Origin of the sequence: Nevskia sp., from assembly GCF_021732705.1 — a bacterium.
Taxonomy (GTDB): Bacteria; Pseudomonadota; Gammaproteobacteria; order Nevskiales; family Nevskiaceae; genus Nevskia.
Genome location: NZ_JAKFUM010000027.1, coordinates 1 through 17,860, shown reverse-complemented (window position 1 = coordinate 17,860; position 17,860 = coordinate 1). Strand labels below are relative to the sequence as shown.

Genomic DNA, 17,860 nt, shown 5'->3' with positions numbered 1-17,860 from the left:
TTCTGCTGAAGCCAGCGATCAACGGTTGGCGTCGTCGTCGGGCGTTGCGTCCGGGCCGCCATCCTGCGTGCCGTCGTCGACCGCGGCATCCGGCGCCGCGACCGGCGGCAGGCCATCGAGTGCGGTATCGATCGCGACTTCCGGCTCCGGCTCGATCCGGTCGAGACCGACCAGACGATCGCCCTCGCTCGGACGTGCCACGCGGATGCCCTGCGTGTTGCGGCCCAACTGCTTGATATCGCTGGCTTTCACGCGGATCAGATGGCCGGCGTCGGAGATCAGCATCAGCTCGTGGCGGTCGTTGACATCGAGCGCGCCGAGCAGCTTGCCGGTCTTGTCCGACAGTGCCTGCGCGATCACGCCCTGACCGCCGCGACCTCGCAGCGGGAAGCCGCTGATCGGCGTGCGCTTGCCGTAGCCGAATTCGGAGACGGTCATGATGTCGCCGTCCTGTGCGACCAGCAGCGCGATCACCTGCGCGCCGCTGGCGACCGGTTCGGCGGATGCATCGCCTTCGGCATCGCTGTCGGCCGCGGCCGAATCGTCTTCTTCGCCCCCGCCGGCCTTGACCAGACGCATGCCGCGCACGCCGGTGGCGCCGCGGCCCATCGCACGGACGTCGCGCTCGTTGAAGCGGATGACGCGGCCGGCATCGGAGAACAGCAGCACGTCGCTGTCGCCGGAGGTCAGCACCACGCCGACCAGTTCGTCGTCGACGCGCAGGTCGACCGCGATGATGCCGGCCGTGCGTGGACGCGAGAAATCTTCCAGCGGCGTCTTCTTGACGGTGCCGCCGCGGGTGGCCATGAACACGAACTGACCGGTATCGAAGCGCTTGACCGGCAGCGCCACGCTGATGCGCTCGCCGTCTTCCAGCGGCAGCAGGTTGACGAACGGCTTGCCCTTGGAACCCGAACCGCCGGCCGGCAGCTCGAACACGCGCAGCCAGTACATGCGGCCGCGCGAGCTGAAGCACAGCAGCCAGTCGTGCGAATGCGCGACCCACAGGCCGTTGACGTAATCGTCTTCCTTGGTCGCGGCCGCCGTGCGGCCACGGCCACCGCGCTTCTGCACCTGATACTCGGCGAGCGGCTGAGCCTTGACATAGCCGGCCTTCGACAGCGTCACGACCATGTCCTGCGGCGTGATCAGGTCTTCGCGATTGAGGTTCAGCGCAAAGTCGGTGATCTCGGTGCGGCGCTCGTCGCCGAAGTTGTCCTTCACTTCCAGCAGTTCGCCGCGAATCACGCCGAGCAGGCGCGGTTCGGACGCGAGGATGTCCATGTAGTCGAGGATCGCTTCGAGGATCGCGCGGTACTCGTCGTGGATCTTGTCCTGCTCCAGACCGGTGAGGCGCTGGAGGCGAAGGTCGAGAATGGCCTGCGCCTGAAGGTCCGACAGGCGATACAGGCTCTCTGGCCCGGGTGCGGCTCCCGCCACCGCCTGCATGCCGAACTGGCCATCCAGGCCGAGCGGACGCGAGGCGTCGGCCCCGGCGCGGGACAGCATGTCGGCCACCTGCCCGGCGCGCCAGTCGCGCGACATCAGGCCGGCCTTGGCTTCCGCCGCGTTCGGGCTGCGGCGGATCAGCTCGATGACTTCGTCGATGTTGGCGAGTGCCACCGACAGGCCTTCGAGGATGTGGGCGCGGTCGCGCGCCTTGTTCAGCAGGTACTGCGTGCGGCGCGTCACCACTTCGCGGCGATGACGCAGGAAGATTTCGAGCAGCGGCTTCAGGCCGAGCGTCTTCGGCTGGCCGTCGTCGAGCGCGACCATGTTGATGCCGAACACGGTCTGCAGCTGGGTCTGCTGGTACAGGTTGTTGAGCACGACTTCGGCGTTCTCGCCGCGGCGCAGCTCGATCACCATGCGCATGCCGTCCTTGTCGGACTCGTCACGCAGATCGGTGATGCCTTCGATCTTCTTTTCCTTGACCAGCTCGGCGATCTTCTCGATCAGCCGCGCCTTGTTGACTTGGTACGGCAGCTCGGTGGTGACGATCGCCTGGCGGTCGCCGCCGCGCTCGAAATCCTCGAAGTGCGTGCGGGCCCGCAGCACGATGCGGCCGCGGCCGGTCTCGTACGCTTCCTTCAGGCCGGCAGCGTCGAGAATCAGCCCGGCGGTCGGGAAATCCGGCGCCGGAATCAGCTTCATCAGCGCGTCCAGATCCATGTCCGGGTTGTCGATCAGCGCCACGCAGCCGTCGATCACTTCCGACAGGTTGTGCGGCGGGATGTTCGTGGCCATGCCGACCGCGATGCCGCTGGAACCGTTGACCAGCAGGTTCGGGATGCGCGTCGGCAGCACCGCCGGTTCCTGCTCGGAACCGTCGTAGTTCGGCACGAAATCGACGGTGTCCTTGTCGATGTCGGAGACCAGTTCCATCGCGATCTTCGACATGCGCACTTCGGTGTAGCGCATCGCCGCCGGGCGGTCGCCGTCGACCGAGCCGAAATTGCCCTGCCCGTCGACCAGCATGTAACGCAAGCTGAACGGCTGCGCCATGCGGACGATGGTGTCGTAGATCGCGGAGTCGCCGTGCGGATGGTATTTACCCATCACGTCACCGACGATGCGCGCCGACTTGCGGAACGGCTTGTTGTAGTGGTTGCCCTGGTCGTTCATCGCGTACAGCGAGCGGCGATGAACCGGCTTCAGGCCGTCGCGGGCGTCCGGGAGGGCGCGGCCGACGATCACGCTCATCGCGTAATCGAGGTACGAACGGCGCATTTCGTCTTCGAGGTTGACGAAAAGGACTTCTTTGGCGAATTCGCTCATTCTGGTTTCGTTCGAGGATTCGCACGCCAGGCGACGGGGCCGTGCGGACACGGCCCAGAACCCACGGAGTTGCGAATCATGAGCGCCGCATGGACAGCGGCTGTTATTGCACGGCTCGGGGTCTGTCGGCAGCTGCTCGCCACCGTCACCGGATCACGGCGGAATGGCAGCGGGCGGACCGGCAGTTGGTCACGCGATTTTAACACTTCCGGCCCGGGAAGGCCCGCATTTGCGGTCTCGCGAATCGGACCGCGAGGCCTTTCCGGGGGAAAGGGTCAGCCGCCGAGCGCCGAGATGACGGCTTTCAGCGAGTCCGTCCAGCGTGCGGGGCTGAAACGGTCGCGGTCCTGCACTTCCCGATAGACCGCATCGAGCGCGGGTTTCAACGCGGTCGGCGCCGGCGTCCGCTGTCGCTCGGACCAGGCGGTGGCCAGCACCGACACGGCCATCGCCGTGTGCTCGGCATGGCTGAAATCGCCGCGATGACGGTCGCCGGCGGCCGTGACGATCGCCGCGACCAGTTGCCGCAGCTGCAACGGCGACAGGCGGCTGCGCTCGGCCAGCGGCACGATCCGCCGGTCGATCAGTCGGGTCATCGCGTCGGCTTCGCGCTGCAGTGCCTCGCGGGAATCGCTGGCCGCCGCGTGCAGCGCCGTCCAGTGCCGACGCCATTCGGCGGCCATCGCCGGATCGATCAGATCCAGCCACGGCTGCAGCATCACCAGCGGCGTGTCGGCCAGCGGTGGCGTACCGACCGGCATGCCGCCATTGCGTTCGGCGTTCGCTCGGCCGGCCCGGGTGCCGTGATGGCAGGCGTTGCAGTCGAACAGCGACAGTTCCGGCATCAGGCCGCCGGCCACCGGCGTCCGCATCAGCTTCGCCAGCACGCGCCGGGCCGCCGCCGCCTGCCCGACCGCCCAGTCGCGGGCGCCGTCGGCGTCACCCTTGCGCGCCCGGTAATCGTCGTCGACATCCCAGTGCGGCGGCTCCAGCGCCGTGAATGTGTCCAGCTCGAACAGCAGCGGCGGATGGCCGGCCGCCATCGTCCGGTGGTCGATGCGGTGATCGGCATCGCCGACGTGGCAGCTCGCGCACAGTTCGGCGCGCACGGCGGGTTTCCACGTGGCGTGCAGGCCGGCGGCCAGGCGCTCGTCGTCGGTGCGATAGCCCTTGACGTGCGTGCCGATCCAGCGCTCCGAGGCGCCATGGCAGCTTTCGCAGCCGATGCCGTCATCGGCGACGAAGCGCTCGCCGCGCAGGGCTGCCGGCACGTTCTCCGCATGACAGCTCAGGCAGTTTTCGGCGCTGGCGGCAGGCCCCATGCCGAGCCGGCGGCTGATGGCATCGGCCTCCGGCGTCTGCAGGCTGCGCAGCGCGCCGGCATGCGGATCCTGTCGCTGCCAGATGAAGTATTCGTCCTGCCTGATGGCACTGCCGGCGAAGGGCCGGGTGGCGCCATGACAGGTACTGCCGGCGCAGGTCGCCACGCCCAGGTGACGATCGCCGGCCGGCGCGTCGGCAAGCAGCGGCCGCGCCGACAGGCTGCACAGCAGCCACAGCAGGCCGCGGACGCCGCAACGCCATCCTGACGACCTCGCACCCTGCTGCTGCCTCACCGTGTCATGCCTCCCGAATCCGTTCCCGAACACCGATCGCGGCCTTTGCCGCCGACGCTTCGACCATCCTCTCGCAACGCGATGACATTACATATGCTGCGGTGCGATCCGGTCTTATTCGCGATCAATGGCGATGCTTCGGCCACTCCGTAGTCTTCCCAACATAACGACAGAACTGACGGGGCACGGCTGTGGTGACGGGGGCTGCAACGATGGCGGGGGCCATCGTGTCGGTGGACGTGGCGATCGTCGGCTCGGGGCCTGCCGGCCTGTCGGCCGCCGCCCGTGCGGCCGAACGCGGTCTGTCGCATCTGCTGCTCGAAGCCGAGCCCCGCCTGTCGAACACCATCTACCGCTACCAGCGCGGCAAGCAGGTGATGGCGGAGCCGAAATCCCTGCCGCTGCGCTCGCCGCTGTCGTTCGCGGACGGCATCCGCGAAGCGATCCTCGATGGCTGGTCCGCGCGCATCGCCGATCTCGGCGTTCAGGTGCGGCTCGATGCCGCGGTGCAGGCGATCACGCGCGAAGGCGACGACTTCCGGCTGACCGTTGCCGGCGGCGATCAGGTCCTCGCCCGCAAGGTGGTGTTGGCGATTGGTCTGCAGGGCAACCTGAACCGCCTCACCTGCCCGGGTGCCGAGCATCCGGCACTGCAGTACCAACTGGATGATCCGGACGAATACAGCGGCGAAACCATCGTCGTGGTCGGCGTCGGCAATGCCGGCCTCGAGAACGCGCTGGCGCTGACCGCACAGAACCGCGTCGTCATCGTCAACGAGTTCGACGACTTCCGCTTCGCCAACAGCACCAACGAAGGCCGCATCGTCGCGGCGATCCGCGATGGCTCGGTGGTCTGCCATTACAGCGCCCGCGTGCTGCGGATCGAGCCCGGCGCCAGCGCGCAGACCGCGCGGCTGGTGCTCGGCGTGGGCCATTCCGAAGTGGTGATCGACTGCGACCGGATCATCGCCCGCATCGGTGCCACGCCGCCGCGCGCGTTCGTCGAACGGCTCGGCGTGGTGTTTCCGACGCCGGACCGCAACGCCTTGCCGACCCTGAGCCCGCAGTACGAATCGAGCGTGCCGGGGCTGTACATCGTCGGCGCGCTGGCCGGCTTCCCGCTGATCAAGCAGGCGCTGAACCAGGGTTTCGACGTGATCGAAACCATCGCCGGCGTCAACGTCGAACCGGTCGATCAGCCGATGCTGCGCGAGCGGCTGGCCCTGCTGCCCGGCGACGACATCGACGACCGTCTGGATCATTTGTGGCGGCGTCTGCCGCTGCTGGCGGCGCTGACCCGCCTGCAGCTTCGCGAGTTCCTGCTGGAATCGGCGGTGCTGGCGCCGAAGCCCGGCACCGTGGTGATCACCCGCAACGACTATGACGACCGCTTCTATCTGATCGTCGACGGCGCGATCGAATCCGAGCACGCCAGCGGCAAGCGCACGCGGCTGAATGCCGGCGAGTTCTTCGGCGAAATGGCGCTGCTGTCCGGCCGGCGCCGGGCCGCCACCGTCCGTGCGGCGGAAGGCTGCCTGCTGATCGAGACGCCGCGCCGCACCCTGCTGCGACTGATGGCGCAGGTGCCGGGCTTCCGCCAGCCGGTGGAGTCGACCTTCCTCCGCCGCATGATCCAGACCACCCTCGCGCCGCAGGTGACGTTGTCGTCGATCCAGCCGTTGATCGAGAGCGCCAGCGTCCAACGCTGGCAGACCGGCGACTGCCTGTTCCGCGAAGGCGATGCCGCGGACTGCCTGCACATCATCAGCAAGGGCTCGGTCACCGTCTCGCGCCGGATCGACGGCCATGACGCCACCTTGAGCTATGCGCCGGTCGGCGAGTTCGTCGGCGGTCTGGCGCTGCTCAGCGAAACCGCGCAGACCGTCACGGCCCACGCCGCCGCGCCCGGCGAGACGATCCGCATCGACGGCCGCACGTTCAAGGCGCTGCTGGCGGCCGAACCGGCGTTGCGCGAGCGGCTGACCGACATCTACAAGGCGCGCATCTCGGCGAACTATGCCGCCTCGCAACAGCACGACCGCAGCCCGGTGGTCGGCTTCCTGATGGCGCAGGGTCTCGGCGAAGCGACCGATGCGCTGCTGATCGATGAATCGCTGTGCACGCGCTGCGATCAGTGCGAAAAGGCCTGCGCCGACACGCACGGCGGCGTCTCGCGGCTGAAGCGCGAGGCTGGCGCCCGCTTCGGCACCCTGCACGTGCCGACCTCGTGCCGGCACTGCGAAAGCCCGCACTGCATGAAGGACTGCCCGCCGGACGCGATCCGGCGCAATCCGAAAGGCGAAGTGTTCATCACCGATGCCTGCATCGGCTGCGGCAACTGCGAGCGCAATTGCCCTTACGGCGTGATCCAGATGGCGGAAGCGGCCGTCGAACGGCCAAGCCTGTGGCGCTGGATGATGTTCGGCGGCCGCGAACCGGGGCTGCCGGCGAAATCGCCTGCGAAAGTTGCGGCATCCGCCAACAAGAAGGCGGTGAAGTGCGACATGTGCATGGCGCTGTCCGGCGGCCCGGCCTGCGTCCGCGCCTGCCCGACCGGTGCCGCCGTCCGGGCGAGCCCGGAAACGTTCCTGCGCGTGTCGAGCCTGACGTGAGCACGTCGACCGTGAGCCCGTCCCCTCCGTCGGGCGTGGCGGCCGCGCCTGCCGGCACGCCGCCGAGTCTGAGCCGGGGCGTTCACGACGGCTTTCTCGGCCATGCCGATTTCCGGTGGCTGAAGCTGGCCCTGCTGCTGTGCGCGGCCTCGACCCTCGCCTACTGGCGCCATGCGCCGGTGGCCGGTGCCAACGGCGGCACCTGGCTGGGCTACACGCTGGGCGGCATCGGCACAGCGCTGATCCTGGCCTTGAGCGCGCTCGGCATCCGGCGCCGGCGCTACAGCAGCCGGCTGGGTACCGTGCGTGGCTGGACGTCGGCCCATGTCTGGCTCGGGCTGGCGCTGGTGCTGGTCGGCACGCTGCATTCGGCGTTCGAATTCGGCTGGAACATCCACACGCTGGCCTGGCTGCTGATGCTGCTGGTGGTGCTCAGCGGGCTCTACGGCGTGGTTGCGTACAGCCGCTATCCCGCGTTGATCACCGCCAATCGTGCCGGCAAAAGCCGCGATCAGTGGCTGATCGATCTCGATGAGGCCGACGAGCGCGTGCTGAGCCTCGCCAGTGCGGTCGATCGCGAAACCCATCTGCTGGTGCTGCGGGCCATCGAGGCCACCGCGATCTCGAACCGGATGCGCGATCACCTCCGCGGCCGCGCCGTGCAGGTGCGCGCCGCCAACGGCGGCGCCGGCACCATGCTGGAACGCATCACCGCGCAGCTGGCCACCGGCCGCCGCACCGGCGACGACGCCCGCCGCGTCGCCGAACTGATCGACCTGCTCGCACGCCGGCACAGCCTGCTGACCCGGCTCGGCCGCGATCTCGCGTTCCATGCACGGATGCGCGTCTGGCTGATGCTGCACGTGCCGATGACCCTCGCCCTGCTCGCGGCGCTGACCGGGCACATCGTGTCCGTGTTCCTGTACTGGTGATGCGCGCCGTCGTCGCACACAGCGCCTGTCGGCGCGGGTGGCCGGCATGAAGGTGCTGATCCGTCATCAGGTCACGCCGACGCTGCGCAAGCCGCCGGCCGAGACGCTGTTCGAAGGCGAGCGCCTGCGCATCGGCCATGGCGCCGATCAGGATCTGGTGCTGGCCGATCTGCGCATCCCGGCCACGGCGCTGTCACTGCGCACGGTGACCGATGGCCGTGGCGCCCGACAGGTCGAGATCCTGCGCGTGAGGGCCGATGGCACGGTCGAGACCCGCGTCCACGCGTTCGACAGCACGGTCGACTGCGGTCGCCATCGCCTGCACCTGTTGCGCCCTGCGAAGGCGGTTCCGGCCGAAGCCGGCATCGATCTGGTGGTCGAAGTGCAGGAGCTGCGCACCGCGCGGGACGATCGTGCGCGCCGGCTCGATGCGCTGCGCGAGCGGCTCGGCCGCATCGGCCACAGCCGTCGCGTGGTCTCGATCGGGCTGTTTGCCGCCATCGTGCTGATCAGTCTGCTGCTGCCGGCATGGCTGCGCTTCGGCGATGGCCAGCCGCCGCGCAGCCCGGAGCAGCTCGAAGCCGCCGCGCGGCAACTGTCGGGTGCCGCGGTGCCGCCGGAAGCCGGGCTCGCGGCGCGGCTGGTGCGGTGGCGGCCGGACGATCGCCAGTGGCAGCCGGGCCCGTCGAGCCCGTCGCATGCGTGGTTCGAACGCGACTGCGGTCAGTGTCACGAGCAGCCGTTCGTGCAGGTGGAAGATCGCAGCTGCCTGCGGTGCCACGAGACCACCGCGCACCATGTCGAGGCCCGCGAGCAGCTCGATCAGGCCGAGTTCCGCGAGGCCCACTGCACTGACTGCCATCACGAGCATCGCGGTGCCGCCGGCATGGCCGCGCGCCAGGATCAACGCTGCACCGATTGTCATGCCGAGCCCGGCACGCGCTTCGGCACCGCGAAGATGACGCCGGTGGCGAACTTCTCGTTCAGTCATCCCGGATTCACGCCGCAGATCGCGCGGCGCGTGTCGGCGGAACAGCAGGCCGCCGATCCCGCGATCAAGGCCGCGTTCCGCTGGATCGATCCCGAGGCGCTGCCGATCGATCCGAAAGCCCCGGCCGCCTTGCCGAGCCCGAAGGTGCTGCAATCGGACAGCCATCTCAAGTATCCGCATGACCTGCACGTGGCGCAGGCCGGCATCAAGGGGCCGAACGGCACGCAGGTGCTGACGTGCGAGAACTGCCATGAGGCCGATGGCTCCGGCATCGGCTTCCGGCCGATCCGCATGGAAACGCATTGCGCCGAATGCCACCGGCTCGATTTCGAGCCGAATGATCCGTCGAGAGTCGTGCCGCACGGCAACGAGGCCGCCGTCGTCGACACCATCCGCGACTACTACGCCCGCGTGGCCCTCGGCGGCGGCGTGATGGCAGCCGACGCTCCGACGGCCGTGCAGCTGCGCCGCCGTCCCGGCGAAGCGCTGGCCAGCAACGATGCGATGGCCGCCCTCGCCTGGGCCGACAGGCGCTCGCGGCTGGTGATCGACGAGACCTTCGATAAGCGCACCTGCCGCTACTGCCACACGGTCGAGCGGACGCCGGACATGCCGACGCCGCCGCGCAGCCCCGATCTCGCCACGCGCGGCGCGGTGCTGACCTTGGCGCCGATGACGATCTCGCCGTGGCGGATCCGGCCGCTGGCGCTGACCACGCAGCGGCTGACGCAGGCCAGCCCCTTTCCGCATGGCCGGCACGCCACCGACGACTGCACGAGCTGCCACGCCGCGCCGCAGTCCAGCAGCGGCGACGACGTGCTGACGCCGCCGATCGGCCGCTGCCGCGAATGCCACGGCGACCGCGGCAGTCCGGCGCGGGTGCAGACCGTCTGCACCGACTGCCACGGCTTCCATACCGCCAAAAACGCGCTGATGAAGGATCGCGCGCCGGCTGCTGCCGCCTCGTCGGGGCCGGATCCGCATGCGGCGGCCGGGGTCGCTGGCGGCGCAGGCCGCGCCTCCGTCTTTCATCGATGAGCGCGGTGCCGGAACGTTGTCGCGCGCATCGGCCGATCGGTCTGGCGCTGCTGCTGATGGCACAGCTGCCATGCCAGGCGACGGAAGCGCCGTCGCCAGCCGAGGCGCCGCGCATCGTGCCGGTCGACCCGACCGAGCCGGAACTGCGTCGCCGTCCGGACCACAAGCCGCCGCCGATACTGGCGCCGGAAGCCCTGCCGGACGCCAACCGCCGCAGCGGTCTGCGCGCGGTGGCGCCGGCACCGATTCCACCGGCAGAACGCGTGGTCTGCGAAGCCACGCCCACACCGGGCTGCCTGCCGCCCGATGCCCACGCGCCGGAGGTCTACGCCGCGCAGGCGCCGATTCCGTCCCCGGACCGCTGGCGTCTGCTCGATGAACTCGGGCTGGTCAACGAGCGCCGGTACGACAGCTATCACCAGAACACCTTGAAGGGCGACAAGCCGTGGTCGGTCACACCGACCGGCGAGTTCCGCTTCCTGTCGCTGGCGGCCACGAACAACACCATTGTTGAGCTGCGGCGCCTGCCGAGCTTGCGCGACGGGACGAGCCTGACCCAGCGCTTCTGGTCGCAGAACCTGATCGCCAGCGTCGATTTCCAGCAGGGCAACACCACGTTCAAGCCGCCGGACTGGTCGCTGCGCGCGACGCCGGTCATCAATTCCAGCTATCTGACCGTGCCCGGCGCAGCTCCCCGCACGCGCGGCACTGATCTCGACAGCTTCGTCGGCCTGCAGGAGCTGTATGCCGACCGCTTCCTGCGCACGGTGTCGCCGCGCTACGACTTCGACGCGGTGCGTGTCGGCATCCAGCCACTGTCCAGCGATTTCCGCGGCTTCCTGTTTCAGGACAGTCAGCTGGCGGCGCGGCTGTACGGCACCCGCGACGGCAATCGCTGGCAGTACAACATCGTCGCGATCAAGCGACTGGTCGAAGACCCGGCCAGCGCGCTGAACGATGTCCGGGTCGCGCCGCGCGCCGACGAGATCGTGCTGTTCAATCTCTACCGGCAGGATTGGCCAGTGCCGGGCTTCATCGTGCAAGGCCTCGTCGCGCACAACCGCAATCGCGAGCGCGATCCCCTTGCAGCTGGCCTGCTGCCACGCAGTTACGAAGTGACTTACCTCGGCGCCAACGGTGACGGGCACTTCGGCCGGATCAACCTGACCGCGTCGGCAACCCTGCTGGCCGGCACGCAGTCCAGCGGCATCGTCTCGCCGGGCGCCCGCACGGTGCTGGCCGGCTTCGCTGCGGCGGAAGCCTCGATCGACGTGAACTGGCTGCGCTTCCGCTTTTCGGCGCTGTATCAGAGCGGCGACGGCGATCCGGATGACGACACCGCCAGCGGCTACGACGCGCTGGAGGAAAACCCGATCTTCGCCGGGGCCGACACCGCGTTCTGGTCGCGCCAGTCGCTGGCGTTCGCGCGCGACACGCGCCTGAGCCTGCGCAACGGCCTGCTGAACGGGCTGCGGCCGGGCGGCAGCGATCAGTCGAACTTCGAGAACCCCGGGCTGATCCTCGCCGGCATCGGAACCGATGCCGACCTGACGCCGACCGTTCGCCTGTCGAGCAACATCAACCACCTGCGCTTCGATCGCACCGCCGTGCTGTCGCGCCTCGCCAGCCGCGGTCCGGTCGGCGGCGCGATTGGGAATGACATCGGCTGGGACCTGTCGGCCGCCGCGATCTGGCGCCCGTACAACAACCAGAACGTGGTGCTGCGCATGTCCGGGGCCTGGCTCATTCCGGGCGCCGGCCTGCGTGCGCTGTATGCCGACAGCGCCGGGTTCTCGCTGCTCGGCAATTTCATCTTCACGTTCTGACCATGCGCCCTGCCGCCGCGATTGCTGATGCTCGTCGTTCTCCGATTGGGCGACGCGCAGGAAGGCGCGCAAGCCGGACGCTGTTGGCCGTGCTGCTGCTGATCGGCATGGCCCTGCCGTTTGCACGTCCCGCCCTCGCCGACGCCCCGCCCGCCCCGCGCTTCCAGACCGCCGCCGACGCCGCGCGGAAAAGCGCAGGCTGCGTCAGCTGCCACACGGCGAGCGATCAGAAGACGATGCACGAAAGCCCGGCTGTGATCCTCGGCTGCACCGACTGCCACGGCGGCGATGCGTCGATCCGGCTGCCGGACAGCGCGCAGCCCGGTGATGTCCGCTATCGCGCCGCGCTCGATCAGGCCCACATCCAGCCGCGCCTGCCGGGGGCCTGGAACTACCCGCACAGCGCCAATCCGCCGCAGAGCTTCACCCTGCTGAACAAGGAATCACCGGCGTTCATCCGCTTCATCAATCCCGGCGACTACCGGATTGCCCGCGAAAGCTGCGGTGCCTGCCACCTGCCGGTCATCGAGGCCGCCGAGCGCAGCCTGATGGCGACCGGCGCCATGCTCTGGGGCGGGGCTTCGTACAACAACGGTGTCGTGCCGTTCAAGCACTACCTGTTCGGCGAGGCCTACACGCGCGACGGCCAGCCGGCGAAGCTGCTCGGGCCGGTCGCGGTCAATGCCAACATGGCGGCCAAGGGGATCCTGAGTCAGCTGCTGCCGCTGCCGGCCTGGGAGACCACCACGCCGGGCGACGTGTTCCGCGTGTTCGAACCCGGCGGCCGCAACATCGGCAGCCAGTTTCCGGAAACCGGCCTGCCCGGCGTTGCCGGCAACCTGCAGCGGCTCGAAGAACCGGGCCGGCCGGACCTGCACCAGTCGAGCCGCGGACCGGGCACCGGCAACCGCATCTCGGTACCGGTGCTGAACCTGCACAAGACGCGTCTGAACGACCCGTTCACCTGGTTTCTCGGCACCAACGACCAGCCGGGCGATTACCGATCCAGCGGCTGTTCGAGCTGCCATGTGGTCTACGCCAACGACCGCGACCCAAAGCATTCCGCTGGCTATGCCCGGTTCGGCCACACCGGCAAGACCCAAACCGCAGACCCGACGATCCCGAAGGCCGAGGAAGGCCATCCGCTGAAGCATGCGTTCACCCGCGCGATTCCGAGCGCGCAGTGCATCGTCTGCCATCTGCATCAGCCGAACGTCTTCGTGAACAGCTTCCTCGGCTACACCATGTGGGACTACGAATCCGACGCGCCGCTGATGTGGCCGAAGGAGCAGAAATACCCGACCGATGCCGAGATCCGCGCGATCAACCAGCGCAACCCGGAAGAAGCGGCCACGCGCGGCCTGTGGGGTGACCGCAAATTCCTCGACAACGTCTCGGACCTGAATGCGCAGGCTAGGGACACGCAGTTCGCCGACTACCACGGCCACGGCTGGAACTTCCGCGCGATCTACAAGCGCGACCGCAAGGGCAATCTGCTCGATGGCAAGGGTGCGAAGGTCGCCGACGACGACCCGAAGAAGTTCGAGAAGGCGACCCATCTGGCCTCGATCCATCTCGAAAAGGGCATGCACTGCGTCGACTGCCATTTCTCGCAGGACACGCACGGCAATGGCCATCTGTACGGCGAAGTCGCACAGGCCATCGAGATCGACTGTCAGGATTGCCACGGCACGGTCGATCGCCAGCCGAGCCTGAAGACCTCGGGTCCTGCCGCACCGCCCGGCGGCACCGACATGGCCAGACTGCGCACGCCGGACGGTCGCCGCCGCTTCGAGTGGATCGGCGACAAGCTCTTTCAGCGCAGCGCGCTGACACCCGGCCTCGAATGGCAGATTCACACGGTCAAGGATTCGGTGACGCCGGGCTCCGCGCACTACAACGCCAAGGCCGCCCGCGCCAAGCTGATGAGCCGCGACAAGACCGCGTTCAAGTGGGGCGGCGACGTCGCGCCAAACCAGCGCGCGCACCAGGACGACGAGATGGTGTGCGCGTCCTGCCACACCTCGTGGACCAATTCCTGTTCCGGCTGCCATTTGCCGATTCAGGCGAACTGGAAAACCGAGCGCGGCCATTTCGAAGGCGGTGAAACCCGCAATTACGCGACGTACAACCCGCAGGTCGCGCGCGACGACATGTACATCCTCGGCAAGCATGGCGCGGCCAAGGGCCATCGCGTGGCACCGGTGCGCTCATCGTCGGCGCTGGTGCTGTCGTCGACCAACGCCAACCGCGAGCGCATCTACACCCAGCAGCCGCCGATTTCGTCCAGCGGCTTCTCGTCGCAGGCGTTCAACCCGCATTACGCGCATACCGAACGCACCACCGAGACCAAGACCTGTTCCGATTGCCACCTGTCGCAGGCCAATGACAACAACGCCGTCATCGGCCAGTTGCTCGGTCTGGGCACCGGCTTCGTCAACTTCATCGGCTATCACGCGTTCGTCGGCACGGCGGACAGCGTCACTGCGGTGCAGGTCACCGAATGGGACGAGCCGCAGGCGGTGATCGGCAGCTACCTGCACCGCTACGCCTACCCGGACTGGTATCGCGCGCACGAATCGCGTGGCCGGATGCTGCCGACCGCGCATCGAGAATCGGCCGGCGTGCCGGTCAACGCGCTCCAATTGCGCGGCGAATACCTGTTCGCCGCGGAAGGCGCGAAAGGTCTGCAGGTGTATGACGTCGCCACCGTCGGCAACAAGGGCTTTTCGCAGCGGATCACGACCGGGCCGGTATCGCCGCTCGGCCAGCGGCTGCGCGTGGACACGCGCGATGCCGCCTTCGTCGCGCTGCCGACGAATCAACCGGTCAGCCCGTTGCGCAACCAGTTGCCGATGATGCAGACGGTCAATCAGGAACAGCGGCTGGCACCGATCTACTCGTACGCGCTGATCGCGGATCGGGTCGAAGGGCTGGTGCTGGTCAATGTCGACACGCTGGTCGACGGCGACCCGCTGAACAACTACCTCGACCGCGCCGTGACGTTCAATCCGGAGGGCGTGTTGCGCGGCGCCTCGCACATCACCGTGGCCGGCAGCCGTGCGTATGTTGCTGCCGATGCCGGTCTCGTCACCATCGACCTGCGTGACCCGCTGACGCCGGTCATCGAAAGTGTGGTGCCGGTGACCGGACTGCGTTCGACTGCGCTGCAGTTCCGCTACCTGTTCGCCGTCACCGAGCGCGGCCTCGAAACCTTCGACGTGACCGAGCCCGCGCGGCCGGTTGCCGTCAGCGGCGCGCTGATCACGCTGCGCGACGGCCATCGCGTCTACCTCGCTCGCACGTTCGCCTACGTGGCCGCCGGCCGCGAAGGCCTCGTCATCGTCGATATCGAAAACCCCGAACATCCGAAGCTGTACCAGCGGTTCGACGGCGACGGCCGCATCAACGACGCGCGCGATGTCGTCGTCGGTTCGACCAATGCCAGCCTGTTCGCCTACGTCGCCGACGGCCGAAACGGCCTGCAGGTCGTGCAGCTCACCGCACCGGACACGCAGCCGAAGTTCTACGGTTATTCGCCGGACCCGAAACCGCACTGGATTGCCGGCCATCGCACATCGCAACCGGCACTGGCCCTGTCCCGCGGCCTCGATCGCGATCGCGCCGTCGACGAAACCGGCGGCCAGATCGCCGTCTTCGGCCGCCTCGGCTCGCGCCCGTTCAACCAGACCGAGATGCGCGATTTCTACCTGAAGCGCGACGGCACGCCGTGGTTCGTCAGCGACGACGTGAAGCCTTGAGCACGCCCCCGCGCGTCACTGATGAATCCGGTGCCATGGTCGATGCCGGCCTCGCGGCCGCTACAACTGCATCCGGATCGCCCAAAGGTCCGGAAACAGCGGCTTGAACAGGCTTTCGCGCAGGTAGGCGATGCCGGCGGAGCCGCCGGTGCCGTGCATCGCGCCGATGGTGCGCTCGACCATCTTCAGGTGGCGGTAGCGCCATTCCTGCATGCCTTCGTCGAGGTCGACGAGGTTCTCGCAGACTTGTGCGGCGAATGGCTGGGTCTTGTAGACCTCGACCAGCACCGCCTGCACGGCGACATCGGCCATCGTTGCCACCGCTGGATCGCGGTTCAGCGCGTCGCCCGGCATCACGCAACCGATCGCCTGCAGATAGTGCAGGAAAGCCTGATAGATCGACGGTTCGGCCAGTAGCTGTTCCAGTTCCCGCCGCGCGCGGCTGCCTTCCGGATGCTGCTGGATCAGCGATGGGCGCTTCTGGCCGAGCAGGAATTCGAGCGCCCGAAACTGCCAGCTCTGGAAGCCGCTGGAGGTTTCGAGCCGCGACCGGAACGCGTTGAACGACAGCGGCGTCATCGTTTCGAGCACGTCGACCTGCTTGACCAGGGTCTTCAGGATCGTCAGCACGCGGCGCAGGTGGGCCAGCGCCGGCGCCGTATCGCCGGCGATCAGGCGGGCACGCAGCGCGGTCAGCTCGTGCAGCATCTGCTGGAACCACAGCTCGTAGACCTGATGGATCGTGATGAACAGCAGTTCGTCGTGTTCCGGGCCATCGGACAGCGGCTGCTGCAGTGCCAGCAGCTGATCGAGCTTCAGATAGCTGGCATAGGTGACGACGTTGCGTTCGCTCATGACGCGCGTGGCTCCCGGACCCGCGCCAGCAGCAAGATGCCGCCGATGAAGAACGCGATCAGCGCCAGGATCGACAGCCGCGGGTTGCCGGTGCTGGCAGCAACGATGCCGACGACGCTCGGACCCAGCACCGCCGCGAACTTGCCGAGCATGTTGTAGAAGCCGAAGAACTGCCCGGCCTGTCCTTCCGGAATCAGCCGCGAGAAGTACGACCGGCTCAAGCTTTGCACGCCGCCCTGCACGAGTCCGATCGCGGCGGCCATCTGGTAGAACTGGCTTTCGGTCTGCATGAAGTAGCCCCAGCAAGTGACGCCGATGTACACGCACAGCGCCAGGTAGATCGCGCGCTTGGTGCCGATGCGGTCGGCCAGATATCCGAAGCCGATCGCCGCCGGAAAGCTGACGAACTGCACCAGCAGCAGCGCCTTGATCAGGCTGTCGGACTTGAAGCCGAGATTCAGCCCGAAGTCGACCGCCATCTGGGCCAGCGTACCGACGGCGTCGATGTACAGGAAGTACGCCAGCAGGAACTTCCACACCGGCGGATGCTGCGCAATCTGCCGGACCGTCGCCCAGATCTCGCGCCAGCCGAGCGGCGCATCGCTCGGCACACGGGTTTCGGGCACGTGCCGGAACAGCGGAATCGAGAACAGGATCCACCACAGCGCCACGCTGATGAACGCGGCGCGCGTGGCGGCCACCTTGTCCGCCAGGCCGAACCACTCGGGCTTGAGCACCATCATCACGTTGACGAGGAACAGCAGGCCGCCGCCGAGATAGCCGAGTCCATAGCCCCAGGCCGAGACCCGATCCGATTCCTCGCGCGTGGCGACACTGACCAGCAGCGCGTCATTGAAGGTGAGGCTGCCGAAGAAGCCGACCGAAGCCAGCACGAACACGACGATCGCGAGTTCCCAGTCGCCGGCACCGATGAAGGCCAGCACGAATGTCGACAAGGCACCGAGGACGGTGAACACGCCGAGGAAACGCTTCTTGGCGCCGAGCCGATCCGCCACCGCACCCAGCCACGGCGACATCAGCATCACCATCAGGCTCGCGGACGAATTGCCGAAGCCGAGATACAGCGTGGCATCGGTCGGGCTCAGATCGGTGGCCCAGAACTGCTTGAAGAAGATCGGGAAGAAGCCGACCAGTACCGTCGTCGCGAACGCCGAGTTGGCCCAGTCGTTCAGCGCCCACGCGAACTGGATGCGGCGGCGGCTCGGCGCGACGCTCATGGCGTGACCTCGGCGGCATCGAGATTGGCGACCGGCTCGACCACGTTCTGTTGCACGACGTCGCCCAGATCGGCGAAGTCCAGCCCGGGGTTATCTGGTTGAAGAAGGAAAAAGCGGCGGTTTGCGATTCTTTATAAATCAATGACTTACAAGCATTATTTTCAGATAACCTATAATAATCAATAGGTTATGGTAGCCCCCTAAGTTTGCGGG

At 67.8% G+C, this 17,860-nt stretch carries 9 protein-coding genes; 5 read left to right on the top strand and 4 right to left on the bottom strand.

Going from position 1 to position 17,860, the window contains the following annotated elements; translation table 11 throughout:
* Window positions 1-18 precede the first annotated feature (18 nt).
* Complete coding sequence (gyrA, locus tag QZ951_RS20225) at window positions 19-2,778, bottom strand: DNA gyrase subunit A (protein ID WP_293003943.1); 2,760 nt, start codon at window positions 2,776-2,778, stop codon at window positions 19-21.
* A gap of 275 nt (window positions 2,779-3,053) precedes the next feature.
* Window positions 3,054-4,394 (bottom strand): multiheme c-type cytochrome, encoded by a 1,341-nt coding sequence (locus QZ951_RS20220; RefSeq protein WP_293003941.1) that lies wholly within the window; start codon window positions 4,392-4,394, stop codon window positions 3,054-3,056.
* Window positions 4,395-4,606: 212 nt separating this feature from the next.
* Between QZ951_RS20220 and QZ951_RS20215 the strand changes: the two genes are divergently transcribed.
* From QZ951_RS20215 to QZ951_RS20195, 5 genes are all read left to right on the top strand, one after another.
* On the top strand, window positions 4,607-7,006 hold the full coding sequence (locus tag QZ951_RS20215) for a cyclic nucleotide-binding domain-containing protein (protein WP_293003939.1): 2,400 nt from the start codon (window positions 4,607-4,609) through the stop codon (window positions 7,004-7,006).
* Window positions 7,007-7,017: 11 nt separating this feature from the next.
* Window positions 7,018-7,938, top strand: a complete 921-nt coding sequence (locus QZ951_RS20210) for a hypothetical protein (RefSeq protein WP_293003937.1) — start codon at window positions 7,018-7,020, stop codon at window positions 7,936-7,938.
* Between the two features lie 46 nt (window positions 7,939-7,984).
* Window positions 7,985-9,967 (top strand): hypothetical protein, encoded by a 1,983-nt coding sequence (locus QZ951_RS20205; protein WP_293003935.1) that lies wholly within the window; start codon window positions 7,985-7,987, stop codon window positions 9,965-9,967.
* The gene (locus tag QZ951_RS20200; RefSeq protein WP_293003933.1) at window positions 9,964-11,793 is read left to right on the top strand and encodes a hypothetical protein; all 1,830 of its coding nucleotides are present in this window, start codon (window positions 9,964-9,966) and stop codon (window positions 11,791-11,793) included. Before QZ951_RS20205 ends, QZ951_RS20200 begins: the two co-directional genes overlap by 4 nt.
* Before the next feature lie 107 nt (window positions 11,794-11,900).
* Window positions 11,901-15,554 (top strand): hypothetical protein, encoded by a 3,654-nt coding sequence (locus tag QZ951_RS20195; protein ID WP_366944001.1) that lies wholly within the window; start codon window positions 11,901-11,903, stop codon window positions 15,552-15,554.
* A gap of 60 nt (window positions 15,555-15,614) precedes the next feature.
* Here the strand turns inward: QZ951_RS20195 and QZ951_RS20190 are convergent, their stop codons facing one another.
* Together QZ951_RS20190 and QZ951_RS20185 are read right to left on the bottom strand one after the other, a co-directional pair.
* A complete protein-coding gene (locus tag QZ951_RS20190; protein WP_293003929.1) occupies window positions 15,615-16,409 on the bottom strand; it encodes a tryptophan 2,3-dioxygenase family protein in 795 nt (264 codons plus the stop codon).
* Window positions 16,406-17,647, bottom strand: coding sequence for an MFS transporter (locus tag QZ951_RS20185; protein WP_293003927.1), 1,242 nt, complete (start codon window positions 17,645-17,647; stop codon window positions 16,406-16,408). Before QZ951_RS20185 ends, QZ951_RS20190 begins: the two co-directional genes overlap by 4 nt.
* Between the last annotated feature and the right edge of the window lie 213 nt (window positions 17,648-17,860).

Excerpts from the sequence above, each read along its gene's own strand:
- gyrA (WP_293003943.1), bottom strand. The coding sequence starts at position 2,778 with ATGAGCGAATTCGCCAAAGAAGTCCTTTTCGTCAACCTCGAAGACGAA.
- QZ951_RS20215 (WP_293003939.1), top strand. The coding sequence starts at position 4,607 with ATGGCGGGGGCCATCGTGTCGGTGGACGTGGCGATCGTCGGCTCGGGG.
- QZ951_RS20205 (WP_293003935.1), top strand. The coding sequence starts at position 7,985 with ATGAAGGTGCTGATCCGTCATCAGGTCACGCCGACGCTGCGCAAGCCG.
- QZ951_RS20200 (WP_293003933.1), top strand. The coding sequence starts at position 9,964 with ATGAGCGCGGTGCCGGAACGTTGTCGCGCGCATCGGCCGATCGGTCTG.
- QZ951_RS20195 (WP_366944001.1), top strand. The coding sequence starts at position 11,901 with ATGGCCCTGCCGTTTGCACGTCCCGCCCTCGCCGACGCCCCGCCCGCC.
- QZ951_RS20190 (WP_293003929.1), bottom strand. The coding sequence starts at position 16,409 with ATGAGCGAACGCAACGTCGTCACCTATGCCAGCTATCTGAAGCTCGAT.
- QZ951_RS20185 (WP_293003927.1), bottom strand. The coding sequence starts at position 17,647 with ATGAGCGTCGCGCCGAGCCGCCGCCGCATCCAGTTCGCGTGGGCGCTG.